Here is a 23,009-nt window from a genome sequence, read left to right on the forward strand (position 1 = left end):
TGAGCCCCCTCCCCCTGAACTCCCTGTACCCGGCGGCGAACCTCGCCGCAATGCGCTCGGAAGGCATTGCGATAAACGCTATCTCGTCACCCGGCGGGCGTCATGACAGGAATTCTGGGTGCAGCATGACAACAACTTGCCCCCGGTCGGGGGGTTGTTCAACCGCGCAATGCGGCGGTAAGTTCCGGGCTCAACGCAAGCGCCGGTAGCGATTCCACCAGCAATTCGATGAGTTGTGCCCGCGGAATGGGTTTCTCGCTCATCCAGGTGAGAATTGTTTCCTCCACGAAGGCGATCCACCCGCGAATAGCCAGCGACAGCCGGGGCCGATCGGGATCGTCCGGCGGAATCGGAATCTCGGTGAGTACGAGTTCAGCGATCGCGCTGCGGGATTCGTTCACGTAGGTGACCATGCCGGGGTTGTAGCTCGACGGTCCGCGCAGGATCGCGTGGTAGGCCGCCCGGTTCTGCTCGACGTAGTCGACGTAGCGCTCGACCGAGTCGCGGAGCATGTCGAACAGGCCGAGGCTGCGGTCGGGCGCCGTCGCGATCAGGAACTCGGCGCTGACCTGCCGGGCGATGGCCTCGTGGAATTCGTGCACCGAGCTGAAGTAGTGGAACAGCAGGCCGCGGGAGATGCCCGCCTGCTTGGCGATGTCCTCGACGGAGATGTCTTCGAGCGCGCGCTCGGCGAGCATCTCGGCGCCGAGGGTGATCAGTTGTAGTCGGCGCTCGTCCGGGCTGAGCCGGACGCGCTTGGTCTCTCCTGAACCGGAACGACTGCTACTCACATCAACATCCTACTGAACGTGATTCAATACTGTTGACTGCCGCTCAATAAGCCTCTACGCTCGGTTATATGAGTCGCAAGGTTACAGACAAAGCTGTCGGCGACCGGCCCGTCCGCCGCGTCAAGACGATCATCATCGGTGGCGGATTCTCGGGCCTCGGCCTAGCCATTCGCCTGAGCCAGCAGGGTCGAAACGACTATCTGGTGCTCGAACGCGGCCACGATGTCGGCGGCACCTGGCGCGACAACACCTACCCTGGCGCCGCCTGCGACGTGCCCTCGCACCTGTACTCCTACTCGTTCGCGCTCAACCCGAACTGGTCGCGCTCGTTCTCCCGCCAAGGGGAGATCCAGCAGTACATCAAGGGCGTCGCCGAGAAGTACCGGGTCCTCGACAAGCACGTCTTCAACTGCGACGTCACCGGCGCACGGTGGAACAACGACACCGCCGAGTGGGAAGTCGAGTCGTCCCAGGGACGCTTCGTCGCCGACACCCTCGTCTCCGCCATCGGCGCGCTGTGCGAGCCAGCGCTGCCGGACATCAAGGGCATCAACGACTTCGAGGGCGAGATCTTCCACTCCGCCCGGTGGAACCACGACGCCGACCTGACCGGCAAGCGCGTCGCGATCATCGGCACCGGCGCCTCCTCCATTCAGATCGTGCCCGCCATCGCGGACAAGGTCGCGCATCTCGACGTCTACCAGCGCACCGCACCCTGGCTGCTCCCCCGCATCGATCGCCCGTACACCAAGGCCGAACACCTCGCCTTCAAGTACGTGCCCGGCTTCCAGCGGCTGTCCCGCGCCGCCATCTACGCCGCACGCGAGACCCAGGTGGTCGGCCTGGCCAAGTTCCCCGCGCTGATGCAGGCGTTCGAGCTGATCGCCAGGGCCAAGCTGCGGCACGAGGTCCGCGATCCGGAGCTGCGCGCCAAGGTGACGCCGAACTTCCGGATCGGCTGCAAACGCATGCTGATCTCGAACAACTACTACCCGGCGATCAGCCGCGACAACGTGGACGTGGTCACCGACGGCATCACCGAGGTGCGGGCGAACTCGATCGTCACCGAGGACGGCACCGAACGCCAGATCGACGCGCTCATCGTGGCGACCGGCTTCCACGTCACCGACTCGCCCACCTACGAGACCATCGCCGGGCGCGACGGTCGCACCCTCAGCGAGGTGTTCGACGAGATCGGTCAGCAGGCCTACAAGGGCGCGACCATCGCCAACTTCCCCAATATGTTCTTCCTGCTCGGCCCGAACGTCGGCCTCGGCCACACCTCGATGGTGTACATGATCGAGTCGCAGCTCAACTATGTGGCCGACGCGCTGGCCACCGTCGATCGGCTCAAGCTGAAGACCGTCGAGGTGCGCCGCGACGTGCAGGACGAATACAACGTGGACCTGCAACGCAAGCTCAGCAAGAGCGTCTGGATCAATGGTGGCTGCGCCAGCTGGTACCTGGACAAGCACGGCAACAACACCACGCTGTGGCCGGACTTCACCTTCGAATTCCGTAGGCTCACCAAGAATTTCGACTTGTCCGCCTATGAAACAACCAAATCGTCCCGTGCCGATGTGAAAGTGGGAGCTGTCCAGTGAGTGAGCGCAGCGAACGAATCATGTGCCAGCGCGCTTTGCGCACAGCGGAGCCGAGCGCCAGCGAGGTGCAGCTGTGAGCAAAGACGCTTACTTCCAGAACAAGGTTTGTGTGATCACCGGAGCGGGTTCCGGTATCGGTCGCGCACTCGCCGAAAACCTCGCCAAGCGCGGTGCCAAACTCGCGCTGTCCGATATCGACACCGACGGTCTGGCCGAGACCGTACGCCGCTGCGAACAGCTCGGCGCCGAGGTGAAATCCGATCGGATCAATGTGGCCGAGCGCGAGGCCGTGCTGCTCTACGCCGACGCGGTGCACGCCCATTTCGGCAAGGTGCACCAGATCTACAACAACGCGGGCATCGCCTACCACGGTGAGGTGATCAAGTCCGAGTTCAAGGACATCGAACGCATCATGGACGTCGACTTCTGGGGCGTCGTCAACGGCACCAAGGCATTCCTGCCGTTCCTGATGGAGTCCGGCGAGGGGCACGTGGTCAACGTGTCCAGCCTGTTCGGGCTGATCGCGGTCCCCGGCCAAAGCGCTTACAACGCGGCGAAATTCGCGGTGCGCGGGTTCACCGAGTCGCTGCGCCAGGAGATGCTGGTCGGCAAGCACCCGGTCAAGGTCACCTGCGTGCACCCCGGCGGCATCAAGACCGCCGTCGCGCGCAACGCCACCTGGGCCGAGGGCATCGACGGCAAGAAGGCCGCCTCGATGTTCGACGCGAAACTGGCCATGCACTCACCGGAGATGGCCGCACAGACCATCACCGAAGGCGTGCGCAAGGGACACGGGCGGGTGCTGATCGGCTGGGAGGCCAAGCTGCTCGACGTGTTCGTCCGGGTCACCGCCTCCGGTTACCAGCGCATCGCCGCCGTCGTGAACCGCCCATTCCTACCCTGATTCGAGTTTGACCCATGCGGGATATCCATCTTCCGCTGCCCGTCGCGCGAGCGGTGCTGCGTCCCATCTTTCGTGCCACGCTGAACCAGCGGGCACCGTGGTGGCTGCAGCGCCGCTTGCTCGAGCTGGGCTCGGTAGCGCAATTGGTGCCTGCGGGCACCACCGTTGAACGGATTCGACTCGGCGGCAGGCCCGCCGAACGCCTCACGGCCACCCCGACGCCGCACGGTGCGGTGCTCTATCTGCACGGCGGCGGTTACGCGGTCGGCTCGCCCGCCACCCATCGGTCGCTGGCCGCCCGGCTCGCCCACCGAACCGGTGCCGCCGTCTACGTTCTCGACTACCGGCTGGCTCCGGAGCATCCGTTCCCGGCCGCGCTCGACGACGCCGAGGCGGCGTTCCTGGAGCTGGTGGACGGCGCGGGCTACCGGCCGGACCAGATCGCCCTGTCCGGTGATTCGGCGGGCGGCGGGTTGTCGCTGGCCACCGCGCAGCGGTTGATCGCCCGGCACGGGCACACCCCGGCCGCGCTCGGGCTGATCGCGCCGTGGACCGACCCGAACCAGATCCCGGAACGCGCCGGCGACCTGGTGATCAACCGGCTGTGGTCGCGCGCCTGCGCCGCCGCCTATCTCGGTGGCGGCGATTCGAGTGATCCTGGTTACGCGCCGCTCACCGGCGTATTAGTCGGGTTGCCGCCGACCTACGTCCAGGTCGACGTCGAGGAGTTGCTGCACGGGCAATGCGGGGACCTGGTCGCCGCACTGCGCGCGGCGGGGGTATCGGTGCAATTCACCGAGAGCACGGGCCTGTGGCACGTTGCGCAACTACAGGCCGCACTGGTCGCTCCCGCCGCCGCGGCGCTCAGCGAACTGGCCGCGTTCCTGCGGGAAGCGATTCAACCGGCCGACGTCCGGGACTTAGGATAACTACGAAGCGGGTCCGTAGCTCGGGTGTTACGCACGGATCCGTTTCTGGTGGTCGACCTCACGGCCCTGACACAGGTGTCGTAGATTACTGGCGAGTAAACCCACGTGGAAGGGCACTGATGCGAGAGTTCGAAGTCCCGGCTTCCTACACCATTCCGGACGACGCGAACAATTCCGACAACGTCTTCCGGCATGCCGAGCAGTCGCCCGACGCGGTGCTGTTCAATGTGCCTGCCGGCGGCGGTGGCTGGCGGGACGTGACGGCCGCGGAGTTCGCGAAGACCGTCACCGGCGTCGCCAAGGGATTGATCGCCTCGGGCATCGAACTCGGCGACCGGGTCGCCATCATGGCCCCCACCCGCTACGAGTGGGCCGTGCTCGACTTCGCCATCTGGGCCGTCGGCGGCTGCACCGTCGCCATCTACGACAGCTCGGCCGCCGAGCAGGCCAAGTGGATCCTGCAGGACTCCGCCACCAAGCTGCTGATCGTCGACAGTGACAAGCACCGCGCCACCATCGACGAGATCGACGCCGGCGCGCTGACGGAGCTGAAGGAGACCCTGCAGATCGACAAGGGCGTCGTCGACGAGCTGATCAGCCGCGGCGCGGAGCTGGACGACCAGCTCGTGCACGACCGGCGCAAGCAGGTGAACGCGGACTCGGCCGCCACCCTGATCTACACCTCCGGCACCACCGGACGCCCCAAGGGCGTCATGCTCACCCACGCCAACCTGTACGCCGAGTCCAGGTCCGACGGGATCGCGCTGGCCACCTTCATCCGGCCGGGCAAGAAGACGCTGATGTTCCTGCCGCTGGCGCACGTCTTCGCCCGCGCGGTCGCGCTGGTCGCGTTCGACGCCAAGGTGACCGTCGCGCACACCTCCGACTGGTCCACCCTGGTCGACCAGTTCGGCACGTACAAGCCGCACTTCATCCTGTCGGTGCCGCGCGTGTTCGAGAAGGTGTTCAACAGCGCCAAGCAGAAGGCGCACGACGGCGGCAAGGGCAAGATCTTCGACGCCGCCGCGGACACCGCCATCGCCTGGAGCGAGGCGATCGACAACGGCGGGCCGGGGCTGGTGCTCAAGCTCAAGCACGCGCTGTTCGACAAGCTGGTCTACAGCAAGCTGCGCACCGCGCTCGGCGGCCAGTGCGACGCCGCGGTCTCCGGCGGTGGCCCGCTCGGCGCGCGCCTCGGCCACTTCTTCCGCGGCGTCGGCGTCACCATCTACGAGGGCTACGGGCTCACCGAGACCACCGCGGCGATCACCGTGAACACCCCCGAGAACATCCGGGTCGGTTCGGTGGGTCAGCCGATCCAGGGCCACGCCGCCAAGATCGCCGAAGACGGCGAGCTGCTGCTGCGCGGCTCGGTGGTCTTCGACGGTTACTGGGGCAACCCGGCGGCCACCGAGGAAGCCTTCCAGGACGGCTGGTTCAAGACCGGCGACCTCGGTGCCATCGACGCGGACGGGTTCATCACCATCACCGGCCGCAAGAAGGAACTCATCGTCACCGCGGGCGGCAAGAACGTGTCCCCCGCGCTGCTCGAGGATTCGCTGCGGGCCCACCCGCTGATCAGTCAGGTGATGGTGGTCGGCGACGGCCAGCCGTTCATCGCCGCGCTGATCACCCTGGACCCGGAGGCGCTGCCGGGCTGGCAGAAGAACCACAACGTGCCTGCGGACACCCCGATCGAGAAGCTGATCGAGAACCCGGAACTGGTCGCCGAGATCGACGCGGCGGTCGCCGAGACCAACAAGAAGGTCTCCCATGCCGAGGGGATCAAGAAGGTCAGCATCCTGCCGGTCGACTGGACCCAGGAGGGTGGCGAGCTCACCCCGAAGCTGTCGCTCAAGCGCGCGGTCGTGATGAAGCAGCACGCGGACGACGTAGCGAAGATCTACAGCTGAGCTGAAATCCTGGAGGCGTCGTTCGCGAGGTTACCTCGCGGGCGGCGTCTTTCGGTTTCGGCTCAGGCCTGCCCGCCGGGTTACTCGCGCGCCCATGATCCAGCGCGCCGCTCCGGTTCGCACCTCACCGCTCGGCACGAGACCCTCGCTGCGAGAAGACTTTTCGGACTTTCACGTCGCGCCGTCGCCTGTTCACGTTTCAATAGAGCAACCCCATCGCGAACCGGGAGGTTGCTGAGATGACTGATGGCGCAAGGAAATTGCTCGCCACGATCCAGGCGGAGTTGACGCCACGGGACGCGGACAATCGGCTCGTACCACTGATCAGCACGGGTAAAGCGGCGCGGGCGGTGTTCGCCGCGATCGCCACCGAGCAGTGGCGGATCACCAGTAGCGACTGGCGCAGCTTCCACGCGCTGGCGGCCCGCGCGGACCATCCGCATTCCCGCACCTTCTTCGGCATGCTCGCGCCGGGTGAACAGCAGGCCCAGGAGATGCTGCACGCGCTGGTCGTTGCGGCCGGGCGGGACCCGGGCACCGAACTGCCGCGCGCGGGCTGCCAGGCGTACCCCGCCTATATGGCCTGGTTGGCGTTGAACGGCGAACCCGCCGCGGTCGCCACGGGCATCTTCGCGAACCTCGCCACCTTCGGCCGCTACTGCCGCGACGTCGCCGCGGGCATGCGCGAGCACTACGGCTTCGACGACGCGGCCTGCGCGTTCTTCGACCACTTCGCCGCCGACGCCCCCGAGGTGGAACAGCAAGCGCTGCGCGCCATCCAAGCGGGCATCGACTCCGCCCGCCTGAACACCGACGAGGCCCACCTCTACGCCCGGCTCTTCCAGAGCTACGAACTCATGTTCTGGAACACCCTCGCCGACGAGTTCGCCGAAGGGGAATCGATGTAGGCGGAGGCGGCCCGGCAGTACGCTCGAGTTCATGGCCAATCTGCGAGTGCGGGTCGCGGCTGGGATCGTCTCGGCAGGTGTGGCGCTCGGCGTCGCGGAACTGCTCGCGGCGTTCTTCGGCGCCGACAGCGCGCCCCTCAATGCCCTCGGCGCGACGGTGGTCGACCACACGCCCGACGGCATTCGCGAATGGGCCATCAGCACTTTCGGCACCAGCGACAAGGCGGTGCTGTACGCCTGCATGGCGGTGGTCGCGGTGGTCGTCGCCGCGGCGGCGGGTGCGCTCGAACGCACGTCGCGGGCGGCGGGTTCGGCGATCCTCGCGGTCTTCGGTGTGGTCGCGGTCTTCGCGGCGGTCGCGCGGACCAGTGCGTCCGGTGCGCTACCGACCATCGTCGGTGTCGGCGTCGGCATCTACGCGCTGCGGTTGCTGACTCGGCGGATCGACGCCACCGAGCCGCAGAGCGACGTTGAAACTCCGAGCGCCGGAGGGAAATCCACAACCGGCACGCCGGAGAAGGCGGCCGCGACTCCGGAGCGACGGCAGGTGCTGCGAGGCCTGCTGGTGGTGGGCGGTCTGGCGGTGGTCACCGGCGTCGGCGGGCGGTTGTTCGGGGTGCGGCGCAGCGATGTGTCGGGCGAGCGGGCGGCGGTCGAGTTACCGCAGCCGAGTGCGCCGGAGGTGCCGATCGCGCCGGGCGCCGACCTGCGGGTTCCCGGCCTCACGCCGTACCTGACCGCCAACGCGGACTTCTACCGCATCGACACCGCACTCGTCGTGCCACAGGTGTCCAAGGACGACTGGTCGCTGCGCATCCACGGCATGGTGGACCGGGAAATCCGGCTCACCTGGGCGGATTTGGCGAATCGGCCGGCCGTGGAGCGGCTGGTCACGCTGGCGTGCGTGTCCAATCCGGTCGGCGGCGACCTGATCGGCAACGCCCGCTGGCTCGGCTACCGGCTCGACGAACTGCTCGCCGAGGCCGGACCGCACCCCGACGCGGACATGGTGCTCTCGCACAGCGCCGACGGCTGGACCGCGGGTACTCCGCTGTCGGTCCTCACCGACGGCCGCGACGCCATCCTCGCCGTCGGCATGAACGGCGAACCACTCCCCGTGGTGCACGGCTACCCCGCCAGGCTGGTGGTTCCCGGCCTCTACGGCTATGTCTCCGCGACGAAGTGGGTGACCGAGCTGGAGGTCACCCGTTTCGACCGCGCCACCGCCTATTGGACCCGTCGTGGCTGGTCGGCCCTGGGCCCGGTCAAAACCGGCACCCGCATCGACACCCCTCGTCCCCGTGGCCGAATCAAGCAGGGCCGCACCGTCGTCGCGGGAGTCTCCTGGGCGCAGCATCGCGGCGTCCGCACCGTGGAGGTGCAGATCGACAACGGCCCATGGCAACCCGCCCAGCTGGCCGAAGAACACTCCATCGACACCTGGCGCCAATGGACCTTCGACTGGGACGCCACTCCGGGCCCGCACACCCTGCGCGCCCGCACCACCGACGGCACCGGCGAGGTGCAGTCCGCCGAACGCCGCGACGTGGTCCCCGACGGCGCCACCGGCTACCCCTCCGTCACCCTCCAGGTCACCTGAGCTACCGGCGCACCAGGCCGCACTGGTCGACCCCTACCGCCGCTCGGCTTCGATGCTGTCGAAGAAGCCGGTGGCGACCATATCTTCGACCGCTAGTTCGATGTTCTCCGTGGTGACCTTTTTGAGAATTACCAGATTCGGTTCGGTGAAATAGAGACTGCCGCCTGCGATCTCGTCTTCGATTGTTTGCCGCAATCGGGCCGGGTCGTAGAAGGAGAGCGGGTATACCGCGCCGTCGGCAAATGCGACTTCGACATCGAGCCACCCTTTGTCCGCGGTCTCCGCCTCTCGTCGGGCGTGATATCCGTCCGGGAAAACGACGCGATAGTTCTCTGCCATGCCTGCACAACCCCCACCGGCTCCCACGCCGCGTTGGGCAACGGCGTGCGGACAGCTTACGGTCCGCGTGCGGCACTGCGCCCACGAAACGAATGTCCGTGCGGCGCAGTGGCACCGAATTGTCAGCCGGCCAGCGACCCCGCCTTGGCAGGGGTGTCCTCCGGGTCGGCCACCGGGGGTTTGCCGTGCCGAATGAACAGGGCCGAGGCGATAACGCCGATCAGCAGGATGCCCGCGGGCAGCAGCATTGATTGCCCCAGTGCGGTACTGAACGATTCTTTGACGAATTCGGGGACGGGGCCTTGGCCCGCACCACCTTCGGCTACTTTGCCGCCACCCAGTCCGTTGGCCGACATCCGCCCCGCGATCAAGGCGCTGATCGCCGCGCTACCGAGCACCGAACCCACCTGACGGGTGGTGTTGTAGACGCCCGCACCCGCACCCGCCTGCTGCACCGGCAGGTTGTGCGTGGCGGTGGTCGCGAGCGGACCCCAGATGCACGAGTTCGCGAAACCGGCCAGCGCGGCGGACACCAGGAACCACCCGATGGGCGTGTCCGGCGTCATCAGCGCCGAGAACCAGAACACCGACACCGCGAACAGCACGAAACCGGTGGTCGGCAGGGTGCGCGGATGCAGGCGGTTGGCGAACCGGCCCACGAACGGCGCGAACACCAGGGTGACGATCGCCATCGGCGCGAACACCAGCGCCGACTCGGTCGGCGACATCTCGCGCACCGCCTGCAGATAGAAGTAGGAGGGCACGCTGAACGCGGTGACGGTCGCGCCCATCGCGGCGATCGCGGTATTGGACAGCGCGAAGTTGCGTTCCTTGAACAACTTCAGCGGCAGCAGCGGCTCGCCGGTATTGCGGGCCTGGTTCACCGCGAACGCGGCCAGGACCAGCACGCCCGCGCCGATCACCAGCCAGATCCGCAGCGACCAGTCGTTGCTGTTGCCCTCCTGGATGCCGAACACCACCAGGAACATGCCGACGCCGCTGAGCAGCACGCCGGGGATGTCGAACTTGTGCCGGTTGGTCGGCAGCGCGGGCACCAGCCAGGCGGCCAGCGCGAAGGCGACGATGCCGATCGGCACGTTGACGAAGAAGATCCACTTCCAGCCGAGGCCGTCGACCAGCACGCCGCCGAGGATCGGCCCGACCAGCGTCGCGAGGCCGGCCACGCCGCCCCACAGTCCCATGGCCGCGCCGCGCTTGTCCGGCGGGAAGGTGCGGGTGATCACCGCCATGGTCTGCGGTGTCATCAGCGCGGCGCCGATACCCTGGGCGGCTCGCGCGGCGATCAGCATGCCGATGGTGCCGGACAGGCCACACCACAGCGACGCCGCGGTGAACACGGCCAGGCCGATCAGGTAGATGTTCTTGGGGCCGAAGCGATCACCGAGCCTGCCGGTGACCAACAGCGGCACCGCGTAGGTGAGCAGGTAGGCGCTGGTCACCCAGATCACCTTCGAGATGTCGGCGTGCAGATCCGCCATGATGGCCGGATTGGCGACCGCGACGATCGTCATGTCGAGCAGGATCATGAAGAAGCCGACGACCAGCGCGGTGAGCGCCAGCCACGGATTGCGTTGTGTGGTCATGGATTCGACAGTCCTATCTCGGAGGTTCCCGCTGACGGGCGAACGAAGTCGGTGAGCGGCCTCAGGGTGGTGCGCCCGCGCCGCGCCTGATCTTGGTCACCGGCGGCGCCCCGGTGAGGTGGTCACTGGTCCAGCCGTGGTGCTGCTTGCCGGGCCGATCGCCGGTGGCCGGATCGAAGTCCTCCCATTCGAGTGCCCCACTCGCCAATTCGACGAGGAAGCTCTCGATCCAGGCGATCTCGGCGCCGAGCATGGCGTGCAGGTACGGCAGCGCGATGACGTAGCGGCGCGGCACCCCGCGCTCGCCCGCCCAGCCGATCATCAGCTCGACCTCGGCGAGCTCGGTTTTCAGGTGCTCGGCCCGCTCCCGCAGCAACGCGAGCACCTCTTCCTCGGGCAGGTTGTGCGATTCGCCGAGGGCGACCGGGAAAATCGGATACTCCGGTGCGGGATAGCGCAGGATCTCGGCGATCCGGCCGCGCAGCGCCGCGCGACCGTGCTCGGTGATGCGGTAGGTGGTGCGTTCGGGCCGATTTCCCTCTCGGTCCACACCTTCGGCCTGCACCAAACCGTGCTCGGCCAGCCGGGTGACCGTGTGATACAGCGAGCCGGGCCGCACCTTGACCAGCACGTCTTCCCGGCGGGCGATCAGCAGTTGGTACATCTCGTACGGATGCATGGGCTGCTCCTCGAGCAGCGCGAGCACAGCGATCGCCAGGGGCGTCACTGTCGGACGCGCTTGCTGCGCCATCTCCGTCACCTTCCGTAGATCGCTCACGGGTGGTCACCGCACGAGCCGAGCCATCGGCCCGCGAGGCGAACATAGCCCCGGCTTCCGACATACTCCACACTTAATACTCCACGTGGAATATACGGCGCGGAACAATGTGATCGCAAGGCCCCGCAGCGGCGCACAACGGTGATCGCGGGCACAGCAAACCGGCCCCCGACATCAGTCGGGAGCCGGGCTGAACCGGACTGTTCGGCTGCTCAGCCGGTGGTTCGCGCGCTGAGATCAGGGGCGACCGGCAGGACAGTCGCGCGACGAAGCCGGCCGGTGCCGGGCGTGCTCGCCCACACGGCCAAGGCGAGCACCCCATCGAGAACCATGGCCAAGACCGCGACCAACAGCGCGCCGACGAGCACACGGTCGTACTGGTAGAGGCTGATGCCGTCGAAGATGTAGCGGCCGAGACCGCCGAGGTTGACGTAGGCCGCGATGGTCGCGGTGGCCACGACCTGCAGGGTGGCGCCGCGCAGACCGGTGAGCAGGATCGGCATGGCGTTAGGCACCTCGACCCGGAACAGGATCTGGGTCTCGGTCATGCCCATGGCGCGCGAGGCGTCGACGACATCGGCCGGGACATTGGCGATGCCTGCGTACGCGCCGGCCAGCAGTGGCGGAATGCCGACGGTCACCAGGGCGAGCAGCGGCGGGATCAAACCGAGGCCGAGGCCGAGCACCAGAAAGGTGAGCAGGCCCAGGGTCGGCAGCGCCCGCATGGCGTTGGCGAAACCGACGAGCACGGCCGCCCCACGTTTGGTGTGTCCGATCACCAGACCGAGCGGCAGCGCCACCGCGGCGGACGCGACGATGGTGAGAAAGCTGTACCAAAGGTGTTCGGCGACACGGTGTTCGATGCCCGAGGGGCCGTTCCAATTCGCGCCGTCGGTGAGATAGTGCCAGGCATCGATGAAAAGGTTCATGCCGCAACGCCTTTCGCCCGCGCCGACCGCGCGTCGGCCCGCACCCATGGCGTGGCCCAGCGGCCGAGCGCGTAGACGAGGCGGTCGAAGATCAGGGCCAGCGCCAGGATCACGATGATGCCCGCGACGATCTCGTCCGGATAGTCACGCTGATAGCCCTGGGTGAACAGCTTGCCGACCCCGCCGACCCCGATCAGCGCACCGACCGACACCATGGCGATGTTGGTGACCACCACCACGCGCAGGCTGGACACGAAAACCGGGATGGCCAGCGGCATGTCGACGGTCAGGGTGCGCCGCAGCGAGCTGAACCCGACCGCGTCGGCGGCGTCGATCACCTCGTCGGACACCGAGTCCAGCGCCGCGGGCACCGCGATCACCAGCAGCGCGGTCGAGTACACGGTCAGCGCGATGATCACGTTCAACGGGTCGATCGTCGAGATGCCGACCAGCGGCGGGATGATCACGAACAGCGCGAGCGAGGGAATGGTGTACGCCAGGCTCGCCACGGTCACCGTCATCCGGCGCAGCCAGGAGACCCGGCGCACCAGCGCACCCACCGGCACCGCGATCACCAAGCCGAGCACCAGCGGCACCAGTGCCAGGTAGAGATGGGTTCTGGTGAACCCCATGATCTCGGCGAAGTTGTCGATCAGATACCTCACGTCGATCCCCCGCCGCCCACTTCCTGTTCGAAGAAGTGCCTGTTGCGCTCGGCGTCCTCGACAGCGCGCTGATCGGCGAGCCGTTGCAGGATCTCGGTGGCCAGCAGGCCGCCGCGCACAGCGCCCGAATCATCCACGGCGACACCGACTCCGGAGGGCGAGGAGATCGCGGCGTCCAAGGCCTGCCGCAGGTCGCCGGTCGGCGTGAACAACGAGCCGCCCGCGGACGTGCTCGCCACCAGCGAACGTCCGCCGCGCACCGCTTCCACGCCGGAGACGTCGATCCAGCCGGACGGTTTACCTTCGTCGTCCACGATCAACACCCAGTCGCCGCGGTCCAGCCGCAGCGACGGTACCTGCGCCGCCGTCGCGGTCCGAATCTCGTGCAGCGGAACGTCCTGCGCCGATCGGAAGGAGAGCCCGCGATAGCCGCGGTCGCGGCCGACGAAATCGGCCACGAAATCGGTGGCGGGCTGGGCGAGCACATGATCCGGCGGATCGTACTGCTGCAGCACCCCGCCACGGCCGAACACCGCGAGGCGATCACCCAGGGTGATCGCCTCGTCGATGTCGTGCGTCACGAACACGATGGTCTTCCGCAATTCGGCTTGCAGCCTCTGCATCTCGGTCTGCAACTCGGCCCGCACCACCGGGTCGACCGCGCTGAACGGCTCGTCCATCAGCAGCACCGGCGGGTCCGCGGCCAGCGCCCTGGCCACCCCGACGCGCTGCTGCTGGCCGCCGGACAGCTGCGCCGGGTAGCGGCCGGCCAGCGACCGATCCAGCCCGACCCGATCGAGCACCTCCAGCGCCGCCGCACGCGCGGCTTTGCGCGAATCACCGCGCAGCACCGGCACGGTCGCCACATTGTCGACGACCGTGCGGTGCGGCAGCAGTCCACCGCTCTGGATCACGTAACCGATACCGAGCCGCAGCTTTACCGGGTCGACCGTCGAAATGTCCTGTCCGGCAATGGTGATGGTGCCGGAGCTGGGCGTGATCATCCGGTTGATCATCCGCATCGAGGTGGTCTTGCCGCAGCCGGACGGGCCGACGAACACGGTGAACGAACCGGAGTCGATGCGCAGATCGAGGTCGGTGACGGCGTGCGTGCCGTCCGGATAGGTCTTGCTGATACCGCGGAATTCGATATCGGACAACGCTTTTCTCCTACCCGGTCGGGGTGTTCAGCCCCTGCGCGGCCACCCACGCCGCGGCCGCGGCCTTGGGCTCGGTCTTGCTGCTACCGGAGACGGCCTCGTTCAATTTGATCAACTCCGCGGTGGTCAGCTTCGCCGAGGCCGCATTCAGGGCGGCCAGCGCCTTGTCCGACTTCTTGGCCGCGTTGAACAGCGGGACCACGTTCTGCGCGGCGAAGTTGTGCTTCGGATCGGCAAGCACCACAAGGTTGTTCTGGGTGATGGCCGGCGAGGTGGTGAAGATATCGGCCGCGGTCACCTGCCCCTCGACCAGCGCGCGCACCGTGGCGGGCCCGCCGCCGTCGGCGATCGGCACGAAGTTGTTCGCAGCGATGTCGAGGTTGTAGTTCTTCTTCAGGCCGGGCAGGCCGCCCGGACGCTCCTGGAACTCCGCGGGCGCACCGAACTTCACCTCGGCGGAGTGCGCGGCCAGGTCGGCGATGGACTGCAGGTTCCAGCGCTCGGCGGTGGCCTTGGTGACGACCACCGCGTCGGAATCCTCACCGGGGGCCGGGGTTCCGATGGCCAGCTCCGAACCGAGGGCCTTGGCGAGCGCGCCGTCGACGTCGGCGGCGCTGGTCGCGGTCGCGTTCTTGTCCAGGTACTGCAGCAGGTTGCCGGTGTACTCGGGGATCACCGAGATCGCGCACTGGCGCACCGCGGGAACGTAGGCTTCCCGGCTACCGATGTTCAACTTGGTTTCGACCTTGAAGCCGTTGACCCGCAAGACCTCCGCGTAGATCTCGGCGACGGTCTCGGACTCCGGGAAGTTCGCCGAGCCGACGATGAGACCGTCGCCTTCGCAGCTGCCCTTGCTGGCGAGCGGGTCGGAGTTGCCGCAGGCGGACAGGATCATGGCGGCGGCCAACGCCGTCGCGGCGACGATGAATCGGACGGCACGCAGCGTGAGCCGCAGCGCCGACCGACCGTGCCGCGCGGCATCGGGGGTGATCGAGGTTTTCACTGAAGTCCTTCCGGCATGACGGGCAGTGCGAGGTCCCGGGGCGGCACAGCCACCGGTACATTCTGGGTGTCCATACTGCCCGCTTCAGGGTGTTCCTGTTAGCTCTGTCGGTCTCTCGGAGAGTTGGTGTCGCCGGATGGTGTTGCCCGCGTCGCTGCGGATGCTGGCCCGATTACTGGTCGTCGCGACCGCCGCACTGGCCGTATCCTGCGGCAACGATGCGCAGGGCGCGCGGATCACGGTCGGCGCCGGTGATTCGATCGAGTCGGGGCTGCTCGCCGAAATCTATGCGGGCGCATTGGCGCGCACCGGGGCGCGCACCTCGGTCGAGGCGCGGCTCGGCGGGCGCGCGGACTATCTGGCCGCGCTCGACGCGGGCCGGGTCGACCTGGTCGGTGAGCACAACGGCGCGCTGCTGGCCTTCCTCGACACCACCGCCGCCGACCGCACGCCCGACCAGGTGCGCAAGGCGCTGAGCAAGTCGCTGCCCGAGGGGCTGGTGGTCACCGATGCCGCCGACGGCACCGATCTGCGGCCGCGGGTCCTGGTCAGTGGCGCGGCCGCGGCGCGCGACAATGTGCGCACCGTCGGCGATCTCGTGCCGCGGTGCGGCACACTCACCGTCGGCGTGGCTCCCGTCCCCGATCTGATTACCTTGCCACCCGCGCTCGAGCAGGTGGCGGACTGCGCCGCGACCGTGCGGTTCCCCGACCCGGCCGCGCTGCGAAAGGCGCTGCTGGACGGTCAGGTTCAAGCCGGACTACTGACCGGACCACCCTCAGTCGTACCCGGGGCGACCGACGGGCTGACGATCCTGTCCGACACCGGCTACGCCCTGCGCGCGGAGAACGTGCTGCCCCTGTTCCGCAAGGGTGTGCTCGACGAGCAGCAGATCAAGAAGCTCAATTACGTTGCGGGCGAACTGACCACCGACGACCTCGCGGCGATGATCCGCAGCGTCCGAGACGAGGGCGCGAAGGCCGCGGAGCTGGCGCGCCAGTGGCTCGACGACCACTCGCTGTAAACACCGCACGGTCGGCACCGGACATCGCTAACGTCTGACCAGTGAGTATCAGGTTCATCGGCGGCTATGTGGCGCTCGTGGCGATTCTGCTGTTCGTATGGGCGACCAACTCCGACCGCAATCCCCTCTTCGCGGCGTCCCTGGTCTTCGCGCTGTGCGCGATGATCGCCATGAACGTCTGGATCCACCTGTCGAACCGTCGGCAGCGTGACACGCGAAAGGCGCCCCGCCCCGATCGGGACAGAGCGCCTTCCAGCGAGTGAGTTGCTAGGCAACACCTTCGGCACGCGCGGCGGCCGCGACCGCCTCGGCGACCGCGGGGGCAACCCGCGGGTCCAGCGGGCTCGGCACGATCTTCTCCGGGCCCAGCTCGGCGGCGACGACGCTGAGGATGGCGTCGGCGGCGGCGATCTTCATGCCCTCGGTGATCCGGCGGGCACCGGCGTCGAGCGCGCCCTTGAACACGCCGGGGAAGGCGAGCACGTTGTTGATCTGGTTCGGGAAGTCGCTGCGGCCGGTGGCGACGATCGCGGCGTACTTGCGCGCGACCTCCGGGTGGATCTCCGGGTCCGGGTTGGACATGGCGAACACGATCGACTCCGGCGCCATCGAGGCGATGAGCTCCTCGGCGATCAGACCCGCGGACAGGCCGAGGAAGACGTCGGCGCCGGTGAGGGCCTCGGCCGCGCCGCCGGTCAGCCCGCGCGGGTTGGTCCGGGTGGCCAGCTCGGCCTTCACCTCGTTGAGGTCGGTGCGCTCACGGGCGATGATGCCCTTCGAGTCGAGCACGGTGACGTCCCGAACGCCCGCGGCCAGCAGGATATTCGTGCACGCGACACCGGCGGCGCCCGCGCCGGACACCACCACCTTCATGTCGTCGATGGCGCGACCCTGCACCTTGGCCGCACCGTTGAGGGCGGCCAGCACCACGATGGCGGTGCCGTGCTGATCGTCGTGCATGACCGGGCAGTCGAGCGCCTCGATGAGTCGCTTCTCCACCTCGAAGCAGCGCGGCGCCGAGATGTCCTCCAGGTTCACCGCGCCGAAGCTGGGGCGCAGCCGGACGACCGTCTCGACGATCTCGTCGACGTCCTTGGTGTCCAGCACAATCGGGATCGAGTTGAGGTCGGCGAACTTCTTGAACAGCGCCGCCTTGCCCTCCATCACCGGCAGTGAGGCGCGCGGGCCGATGTCGCCGAGGCCGAGCACCGCGGTGCCGTCGCTGACCACCACGACGAGCCGGTCGGTCCAGGTGTAGCGCTTGGCGAGCTCGGCGTCCTGCGCGATGGCCCGGCTCACCTGAGCGACGCCCGGGGTGTAGGCGATCGACAGGTCGCGCTGGGTTTCCAGCGGCGAGCTGAGTTCTACCGAGAGCTTGCCTCCGAGATGCCCCGCGAAAATCTCGTCGTGGGTGATTTCGGAAAGACTTGCAGTGGCATTCGGTGCGTCAGTCACAGGTGACACGATTTCACTCCTGCTCGGGCCGGACAAACCGGGGGACGGTTACCGCCGGGTATATAGGTATTAGTGTCTACAGTCGCTCCACAGGCTCCGCTCCTGTGGATTCTTTACGCTCATCGAGTGCGCAGACCGGTACGTTTCGCGTGTGACGGCGGGTCACAAAAAAACCCGTTGTCGATTTCGCTGACGTGGCGCGGCACTGATCCGCGGAGCGGGAGCCGGACGGGTAGGTCCGGACAGAACATGCGGCGTGATCCTCGGGTCGCGACGGTGCGTCGCGAGGCGGAGATCTCCGTAACTCCAGTACCCGGCGGTGGCTTAGGTAAAGGAATCCGACATATTCTGCCAGCACGGTCTGCGACTTGCCAAACCGGTCTGGTTCTCGCCGTGTCGCCTGCCCGCACCCAGCCTACTGCGACGGAATTACCAGGCGGTAAGCGAAAACTCGCGTACCGCGCCGACCGGGCGGTGAGTTGTCACATCGCGATCGGGTCGGCCGGTGTGAGGTGCTCGGCGGGCGCCGCCGCGTTGTCGTCCGCAGGCAGGATCTCCGGCGCGTCGGGGATCGCCGCCGACCGCGTGCTCAGCACACCAACCTCGCGCGTGTGCGCGACGGCCGGACCGCGCGCGTCGAGCACGAGCGCCTCACGACGGCCCGCCGGGCCACGGGCGTCGAGCACGAGCGTCTCCCGCCGTACGACCGGTCCGCGCGCGTCGAACACCAGGGTCTCGCGCCGGCCGGACGGCTCGTGCGCCTCGGGCACGAGCGCCTCGCGCCTGCCCCGCGCCGCCGGCTCGCGGGCGGGCGGCACAGCAACCTCCGTGGCACCGACCATGCCCGCGTCCAACGCCGCGATCTCGCGCGCGTCCGGGCGCACCCACACGTTGTCCAGGCCCCCTGACATCAATCGCACCCGCCAGTCCGCCTCGGCCCCCGGATGATCGGTGCGCCGATGCATGCCGCGGCTCTCCGTCCGCGCCAAGGCGCTGTATTTGGTCCACCGCGCCACGGCAAGCAACGCGGCCGCCTGCCGCGCCCGCAACCGATCCAACCCGGCGCCGCCCAGGTCGAATTCGGCGCCTGGCCACATCGAGTCGAGCTCGCCGATGCTGTCCACCAGGCTGCCCGCGCTGCGCCAGTAACTGCGTCGCAGCGGCAGCGTGTGCTCCTGCACCAGCCCGACCACCGCGCGCGGATCGATCCGCGACACCTCGCTGAGCCCCGCGCCGGGCACCTCCCGCACCGGACTGCGCAGGTCGGCCGCGCGCGCGTACCTGGCCGCACCCGCCCCTGCCCATACCCCGGAGGCGATGGCCCACGCGCCGCCCTGCCCGCCGAAGCCGCTCACCGCACCGGTGATCAGCTCCCTGGTGGTCACGTCACCCGCGCCGAACAGCCCGCCGATCGTGGTCGCGCAGTCGCGGTTCGCCACCCGCAGACCGCCCGTGCCGCGCACCGTGCCCTCGAGCACCGCGCACAGCGGCACCCGGCCGGTGTGGTCGACCAGGCCATGCTCGGCCAGCCAGCCGCGCATCGCGACGGGCACGTCGTCGAGTGCTGCGAACACCCGGTGGCCGTCGGCGATGGCGGCGAAGGCCGCGGCGCGGTGACCTTCGAGGACCGCCCCCGACTCGTCGTACAGAGTGGCGAAATGCAACCCGAGCCCCGACGCCGACTTCGGCCGAGCGGAATTTCGCAGGTGCACAACGGGTGTCAGGCCGTAAGCACTGGAGAACTCCATGCCGGAGAGCTCGGCGCCCGCTTCCGCGGCGAACAGCAGACCGTCGCCGGTGTCCACATCGGTGCCGGCGCCACCGGACAGGAACGCACAGCCACCGGTGGCCACCACCACGGCGCCCGCGCGGACCGTCCACGCCTGGCAGTCGTTGTGCAGCCGCACCCCGGTGGCCCCGGCGACGCCACCGTCGCGATCGACGAGCAGTTGCAGGGCGGGGTGATGATCGAGGACGCGCACGCCCGCGTCGAGCACGCTGCGCCGCATCCGGCGTAGATAACTCGCGCCGTCCAGGTACACCCGCAGCGAAGAGCCTGGTCCCGCGCCGGGGAACCGATAGCCCCAGCGGGCCAGCTGCTCGACCCGCCGGTGCGTCTCCTCCAGCACCCGGTGCATCCATACCGGGTCGCCGAGTCCGCCGCCGTGCGCGTAGCCACGGCGCACCGCCTCGTCCCTGGCCGGGCCGGGCGGGATGTTCCACAGCGAGGTGGTGCCGTGCGCGGTCGGGCCGCTGGTGCCGCATCTGGCCTTGTCGGCGAGCACGACACGGGCGCCGGTGGCGGCGGCGGAGACGGCGGCCCAGGTTCCGGCGGGGCCGCCGCCCAGAACCAGTACGTCCGTCTCGAGTTCAATCACAATGAGAAATATTCGGCCACAATTCACGTTGCCGCAACCATTAGCGGAATATTTAGCGGTGGCGTTTTCGATCCGTTGTCACCCGAATGGCATAACGCCGCCCGTAGATCAACTCCACCACTGCGTCCACAGCAATAATCCAGCGACGATAAAAACAACCGCAGATCCGGAAAAGGCAGCCAAACCCCGACGCTTGTCCGAATAAATCTGTGCCGCAACGGCTATCACAGCCACCACCACATGCCAAGCCACCGACTCGACGCCAGGACCGGGGAAGTCCCGGCGACCCGCCATGACCGCGGTGCCGACAATGACCAGCATCAACGCGACGGTGCCCGCGGCGACGATCCCGCTCAGGCCACGCAGGAGCCTCACGAAGCGATCACCGGCACACCGGTCGCCTTGCCGACCAGCACCTCGTATTGCGCGGGATCGGTGGTGAACTCACCGAGGCGGATGGTCTTGTTGCTGCCGTGATAGTCCGACGAGCCGGTGGTGAACAGGCCGAGCTCGGCGGCCAGCTCGGCCAGCACCGCGCGGTCCTGCGCCGAATGGTCCGGGTGCTCGAGCTCCACACCGCCGAGTCCGAGCGTGGCCAACTCCCTGATGTCGGCCAAGGCGAGCAATCTGCCGCGCTTGCGCGCCCGGGCATGCGCGATCACGCTGACCCCGCCCGCGGTGGCGATCATCTCGACCGCGCGCCGCAGCGGCGTGTCGGCCTTCTCCACGTAGTACGGGCCGTGCGGTGCGAGCAACTCCTCGAAGGCGGCGTCGACACTCGGCACCACACCCGCCGCCACCAGCGCCCTGGCCAGGTGCGGCCGACCGGCCGACGGCCCGGCCGAGGCGAGCACGGCATCCGGATCGATCGGCAACCCGTCGGCCACCATCCGCTCGGCCATCGCGCGCACCCGCTCGATCCGCTCGCCGCGCAACCGCTCCCGCTCGTCGGCGAAACTGCGGTCGGTCGGGTCGAACAGATAGGCCAGCAGATGCACCGGCACCGGCCAGCCGTCCTCGCCGAGGCCGATGCACGACATCTCCATGCCACGGACCAGTGTCAAACCCCGCGGCAGCGCCTCGACCGCCTCGGTCCAGCCGGACGTGGTGTCGTGGTCGGTGATCGCGAGGACGTCCAAGCCCGCGGCGGCCGCGTTGCGAACCAGTTCCGCCGGGGTGTCGGTGCCGTCGGACGCGGTGGAGTGGGTATGCAGATCAATGCGCACGCCTTCAGTCTTACAGTGCTCGATCGGCGGCACTCGCACGTCCCTGCGCGGTGCCGCTCCGCTGCCCGCCCCCTGACCCGCCACTCGATGCCGCGGGCGTGCGCCCCTTGCCGCACACGCAGGCGACGTAGCATCGCCGTGTGCCATCAATACCGTCGTTCCGTGGTCCGGGCCGTGGACCGCGGCAGCTGCTGCCGCGCATCCCGGTCCCGACCGCACGGGCCATCGTGGACTGCGGCGTCTACGTCGAGGGACACCGGCTGCCCGGCAGATTCACCCATCGCGACGCCCTCGACGAGGTGCGTAGCCGCGGCACGGGCTTCGTCTGGGTCGGCCTGCACGACCCGGACGAGGGCCAGATGGCCGACATCGCCGAGACCTTCGGGCTGCACGCGCTCGCGGCCGAGGACGCGGTCCACGCGCACCAGCGCCCGAAATTGGAGCGCTACGACGACACACTGATCCTGGTGATGCGGACGGTCGCCTATGTCGAGCACGAACTGCACAGCATCAGCGAGATCGTGGAGACCGGCGAGATCATGGTGTTCACCGCGCCGGACTTCGTGGTGAGTGTGCGGCACGGCGAGCATTCCGAATTGGCTTCGCTGCGTAAAGAACTGGAGGCCGACCCGGCCAAGCTGATGCTCGGCACCGGCGCGGTGTTGCACGGGATCGCCGATCATGTGGTGGATTCGTACATCGAGGTGACGCAGTCGGTCGAGCTGGACATCGACGCGATGGAGGAAGAGGTCTTCACTCCGCGGAACAACGTCGCTATCGAGTCGATCTACCAGCTCAAGCGCGAGGTGGTGGAGCTGCGCCGGGCCGTGAATCCGCTCGCGGTCCCGCTGCAGGTGCTCGGGCACAAGCCGGATGTGCCGCTGCCCAAGGAGATTCGGCGCTACATGCGCGATGTGGCCGACCACCACGCGGGCGTCGCCGAACGCATCAGCGACTTCGACGACGCGCTGAGCGCGCTGATCAGCGCGGCGCTCGCCAAGATCGGCGTGCAGCAGAACACCGACATGCGCAAGATCTCGGCCTGGGTGGCGATCGCGGCGGTGCCGACGATGATCGCGGGTCTCTATGGCATGAACTTCACCCACATCCCGGGATCGGAAGAGGTGTGGGGGTTTTGGCTGGTGATCGTCGTCACCCTGGGCATCTGCTTCGGCCTGTTCACGACCTTCCGGCGCAACAACTGGCTCTAGCCCCTATTACAGGCTGGCGGCGCCCCTTTCGGGGTCACGCACGTCGATGCCCGCCTCGGCCCACGCGTCGCGCAACGCCTGCGCCCCGCGCACCCGCACCCAGGCCGCCTCGGTCGCGGTCACCGGCGTCACCGCGAAGTACCGCACCGGCTCGGCAGGCTCGGGCAGCACCACCTCGGGAATCGCACTGTCGCCCAACAACACCGCGGAGAACGGCGCGCCATGCCACATCGGCTCGCCCAGGTCCATCAGCGCATCGGCTTGCAGCACAACACCTTCCACAGCGGGCGCGGCGGCGAGCACACCGAGCGTCTTGGCCAGACCCGAGCTCGCCCCTGCCGTGCCGCGCAAGGTGAGCACCAGCTCGGCTCGCGGGCCCTTGACCGGATCGGCAAGCAGCGCAGTGGGATCGCCCATCGGATGGCGCGAGCCGCCCACCGTCGCGTAGTGCACCAGCTCGCCGTCGGCGATGCGCAGGATCTCGATGGGTTCCAAGCCGAGGAACGTCACCGACGCCGAATCGACGCCTGCCGCTTGCACACCGAAGTAGTCCAGCACACCGGTGCGGACCGTCGATACGACCTCCAT

The 23,009-nt window shown here is 68.1% G+C and carries 22 protein-coding genes; 9 read left to right on the top strand and 13 right to left on the bottom strand.

Annotated elements, in window-relative coordinates; translation table 11 throughout:
* Positions 1-158: 158 nt before the first annotated feature.
* The gene (locus ACIHA7_RS02720) at positions 159-791 is read right to left on the bottom strand and encodes a TetR/AcrR family transcriptional regulator (protein ID WP_397284855.1); all 633 of its coding nucleotides are present in this window, start codon (positions 789-791) and stop codon (positions 159-161) included.
* Positions 792-859: 68 nt separating this feature from the next.
* Here ACIHA7_RS02720 and ACIHA7_RS02725 point away from each other — a divergent pair, with 68 nt between their 5' ends.
* From ACIHA7_RS02725 to ACIHA7_RS02750, 6 genes are all read left to right on the top strand, one after another.
* Entirely contained in the window at positions 860-2,395 is a 1,536-nt protein-coding gene (locus ACIHA7_RS02725) for a flavin-containing monooxygenase (protein WP_397284857.1), read from the top strand.
* A 73-nt stretch (positions 2,396-2,468) separates the two neighbouring features.
* The gene (locus ACIHA7_RS02730) at positions 2,469-3,299 is read left to right on the top strand and encodes an SDR family NAD(P)-dependent oxidoreductase (protein WP_397284859.1); all 831 of its coding nucleotides are present in this window, start codon (positions 2,469-2,471) and stop codon (positions 3,297-3,299) included.
* A gap of 14 nt (positions 3,300-3,313) precedes the next feature.
* The gene (locus tag ACIHA7_RS02735) at positions 3,314-4,228 is read left to right on the top strand and encodes an alpha/beta hydrolase (RefSeq protein WP_397284861.1); all 915 of its coding nucleotides are present in this window, start codon (positions 3,314-3,316) and stop codon (positions 4,226-4,228) included.
* A 119-nt stretch (positions 4,229-4,347) separates the two neighbouring features.
* Positions 4,348-6,141 carry an AMP-dependent synthetase/ligase gene (locus ACIHA7_RS02740; protein WP_397284863.1) on the top strand — a complete coding sequence of 598 codons (1,794 nt, stop codon included), beginning with the start codon at positions 4,348-4,350 and terminating at the stop codon, positions 6,139-6,141.
* Positions 6,142-6,380: 239 nt separating this feature from the next.
* Positions 6,381-7,049, top strand: coding sequence for a hypothetical protein (locus ACIHA7_RS02745; protein WP_397284865.1), 669 nt, complete (start codon positions 6,381-6,383; stop codon positions 7,047-7,049).
* 31 nt (positions 7,050-7,080) lie between these two features.
* Positions 7,081-8,649 carry a molybdopterin-dependent oxidoreductase gene (locus ACIHA7_RS02750; protein ID WP_397284867.1) on the top strand — a complete coding sequence of 523 codons (1,569 nt, stop codon included), beginning with the start codon at positions 7,081-7,083 and terminating at the stop codon, positions 8,647-8,649.
* A 33-nt stretch (positions 8,650-8,682) separates the two neighbouring features.
* On the opposite strand, the gene ACIHA7_RS02755 is transcribed toward ACIHA7_RS02750, so the two are convergent.
* The 7 genes from ACIHA7_RS02755 to ACIHA7_RS02785 all read right to left on the bottom strand — a co-directional run bounded on the left by ACIHA7_RS02755 (position 8,683) and on the right by ACIHA7_RS02785 (position 15,127).
* A complete protein-coding gene (locus ACIHA7_RS02755; protein ID WP_397284869.1) occupies positions 8,683-8,988 on the bottom strand; it encodes a hypothetical protein in 306 nt (101 codons plus the stop codon).
* A 122-nt stretch (positions 8,989-9,110) separates the two neighbouring features.
* Positions 9,111-10,592 (bottom strand): DHA2 family efflux MFS transporter permease subunit, encoded by a 1,482-nt coding sequence (locus tag ACIHA7_RS02760; protein WP_397284871.1) that lies wholly within the window; start codon positions 10,590-10,592, stop codon positions 9,111-9,113.
* 61 nt (positions 10,593-10,653) lie between these two features.
* The gene (locus tag ACIHA7_RS02765) at positions 10,654-11,343 is read right to left on the bottom strand and encodes a PadR family transcriptional regulator (protein ID WP_397284873.1); all 690 of its coding nucleotides are present in this window, start codon (positions 11,341-11,343) and stop codon (positions 10,654-10,656) included.
* 239 nt (positions 11,344-11,582) lie between these two features.
* Entirely contained in the window at positions 11,583-12,299 is a 717-nt protein-coding gene (locus ACIHA7_RS02770; protein ID WP_397284875.1) for an ABC transporter permease, read from the bottom strand.
* Positions 12,296-12,964: an ABC transporter permease gene (locus tag ACIHA7_RS02775; RefSeq protein ID WP_397284877.1), complete on the bottom strand. Its 669-nt coding sequence runs from the start codon at positions 12,962-12,964 to the stop codon at positions 12,296-12,298. Before ACIHA7_RS02775 ends, ACIHA7_RS02770 begins: the two co-directional genes overlap by 4 nt.
* Positions 12,961-14,124 (bottom strand): ABC transporter ATP-binding protein, encoded by a 1,164-nt coding sequence (locus ACIHA7_RS02780; RefSeq protein WP_397284879.1) that lies wholly within the window; start codon positions 14,122-14,124, stop codon positions 12,961-12,963. Before ACIHA7_RS02780 ends, ACIHA7_RS02775 begins: the two co-directional genes overlap by 4 nt.
* Positions 14,125-14,134: 10 nt before the next feature.
* Positions 14,135-15,127, bottom strand: a complete 993-nt coding sequence (locus ACIHA7_RS02785) for an ABC transporter substrate-binding protein (RefSeq protein WP_397284881.1) — start codon at positions 15,125-15,127, stop codon at positions 14,135-14,137.
* A 136-nt stretch (positions 15,128-15,263) separates the two neighbouring features.
* Between ACIHA7_RS02785 and ACIHA7_RS02790 the strand changes: the two genes are divergently transcribed.
* Positions 15,264-16,151, top strand: a complete 888-nt coding sequence (locus ACIHA7_RS02790) for a glycine betaine ABC transporter substrate-binding protein (RefSeq protein WP_397284883.1) — start codon at positions 15,264-15,266, stop codon at positions 16,149-16,151.
* Between the two features lie 41 nt (positions 16,152-16,192).
* On the top strand, positions 16,193-16,414 hold the full coding sequence (locus ACIHA7_RS02795; protein ID WP_397284885.1) for a hypothetical protein: 222 nt from the start codon (positions 16,193-16,195) through the stop codon (positions 16,412-16,414).
* 4 nt (positions 16,415-16,418) lie between these two features.
* Here the strand turns inward: ACIHA7_RS02795 and ACIHA7_RS02800 are convergent, their stop codons facing one another.
* From ACIHA7_RS02800 to ACIHA7_RS02815, 4 genes are all read right to left on the bottom strand, one after another.
* Positions 16,419-17,615, bottom strand: coding sequence for an NADP-dependent malic enzyme (locus ACIHA7_RS02800; protein ID WP_397284887.1), 1,197 nt, complete (start codon positions 17,613-17,615; stop codon positions 16,419-16,421).
* A gap of 473 nt (positions 17,616-18,088) precedes the next feature.
* Positions 18,089-19,984, bottom strand: coding sequence for an FAD-binding protein (locus tag ACIHA7_RS02805; RefSeq protein ID WP_397284889.1), 1,896 nt, complete (start codon positions 19,982-19,984; stop codon positions 18,089-18,091).
* 108 nt (positions 19,985-20,092) lie between these two features.
* Positions 20,093-20,359, bottom strand: a complete 267-nt coding sequence (locus ACIHA7_RS02810; RefSeq protein ID WP_397284891.1) for a hypothetical protein — start codon at positions 20,357-20,359, stop codon at positions 20,093-20,095.
* Positions 20,356-21,210: a PHP domain-containing protein gene (locus ACIHA7_RS02815; protein ID WP_397284893.1), complete on the bottom strand. Its 855-nt coding sequence runs from the start codon at positions 21,208-21,210 to the stop codon at positions 20,356-20,358. Before ACIHA7_RS02815 ends, ACIHA7_RS02810 begins: the two co-directional genes overlap by 4 nt.
* A 140-nt stretch (positions 21,211-21,350) precedes the next feature.
* Here ACIHA7_RS02815 and ACIHA7_RS02820 point away from each other — a divergent pair, with 140 nt between their 5' ends.
* Positions 21,351-22,421, top strand: a complete 1,071-nt coding sequence (locus ACIHA7_RS02820) for a magnesium and cobalt transport protein CorA (protein ID WP_397284895.1) — start codon at positions 21,351-21,353, stop codon at positions 22,419-22,421.
* Positions 22,422-22,427: 6 nt separating this feature from the next.
* Here the strand turns inward: ACIHA7_RS02820 and ACIHA7_RS02825 are convergent, their stop codons facing one another.
* The gene (locus ACIHA7_RS02825) at positions 22,428-23,009 is read right to left on the bottom strand and encodes a suppressor of fused domain protein (RefSeq protein WP_397284897.1); all 582 of its coding nucleotides are present in this window, start codon (positions 23,007-23,009) and stop codon (positions 22,428-22,430) included.

This window comes from Nocardia sp. NPDC052316 (genome assembly GCF_044547795.1).
GTDB lineage: Bacteria > Actinomycetota > Actinomycetes > Mycobacteriales > Mycobacteriaceae > Nocardia.

What these genes read in the sequence shown, in the direction of transcription:
- ACIHA7_RS02745 (WP_397284865.1), top strand. Translation starts at nt 6,381, where the DNA reads ATGACTGATGGCGCAAGGAAATTGCTCGCCACGATCCAGGCGGAGTTG.
- ACIHA7_RS02755 (WP_397284869.1), bottom strand. Translation starts at nt 8,988, where the DNA reads ATGGCAGAGAACTATCGCGTCGTTTTCCCGGACGGATATCACGCCCGA.
- ACIHA7_RS02760 (WP_397284871.1), bottom strand. Translation starts at nt 10,592, where the DNA reads ATGACCACACAACGCAATCCGTGGCTGGCGCTCACCGCGCTGGTCGTC.
- ACIHA7_RS02825 (WP_397284897.1), bottom strand. Translation starts at nt 23,009, where the DNA reads ATGGAGGTCGTATCGACGGTCCGCACCGGTGTGCTGGACTACTTCGGT.
- ACIHA7_RS02740 (WP_397284863.1), top strand. Translation starts at nt 4,348, where the DNA reads ATGCGAGAGTTCGAAGTCCCGGCTTCCTACACCATTCCGGACGACGCG.
- ACIHA7_RS02765 (WP_397284873.1), bottom strand. Translation starts at nt 11,343, where the DNA reads ATGGCGCAGCAAGCGCGTCCGACAGTGACGCCCCTGGCGATCGCTGTG.
- ACIHA7_RS02750 (WP_397284867.1), top strand. Translation starts at nt 7,081, where the DNA reads ATGGCCAATCTGCGAGTGCGGGTCGCGGCTGGGATCGTCTCGGCAGGT.
- ACIHA7_RS02725 (WP_397284857.1), top strand. Translation starts at nt 860, where the DNA reads ATGAGTCGCAAGGTTACAGACAAAGCTGTCGGCGACCGGCCCGTCCGC.
- ACIHA7_RS02790 (WP_397284883.1), top strand. Translation starts at nt 15,264, where the DNA reads ATGGTGTTGCCCGCGTCGCTGCGGATGCTGGCCCGATTACTGGTCGTC.
- ACIHA7_RS02770 (WP_397284875.1), bottom strand. Translation starts at nt 12,299, where the DNA reads ATGAACCTTTTCATCGATGCCTGGCACTATCTCACCGACGGCGCGAAT.
- ACIHA7_RS02735 (WP_397284861.1), top strand. Translation starts at nt 3,314, where the DNA reads ATGCGGGATATCCATCTTCCGCTGCCCGTCGCGCGAGCGGTGCTGCGT.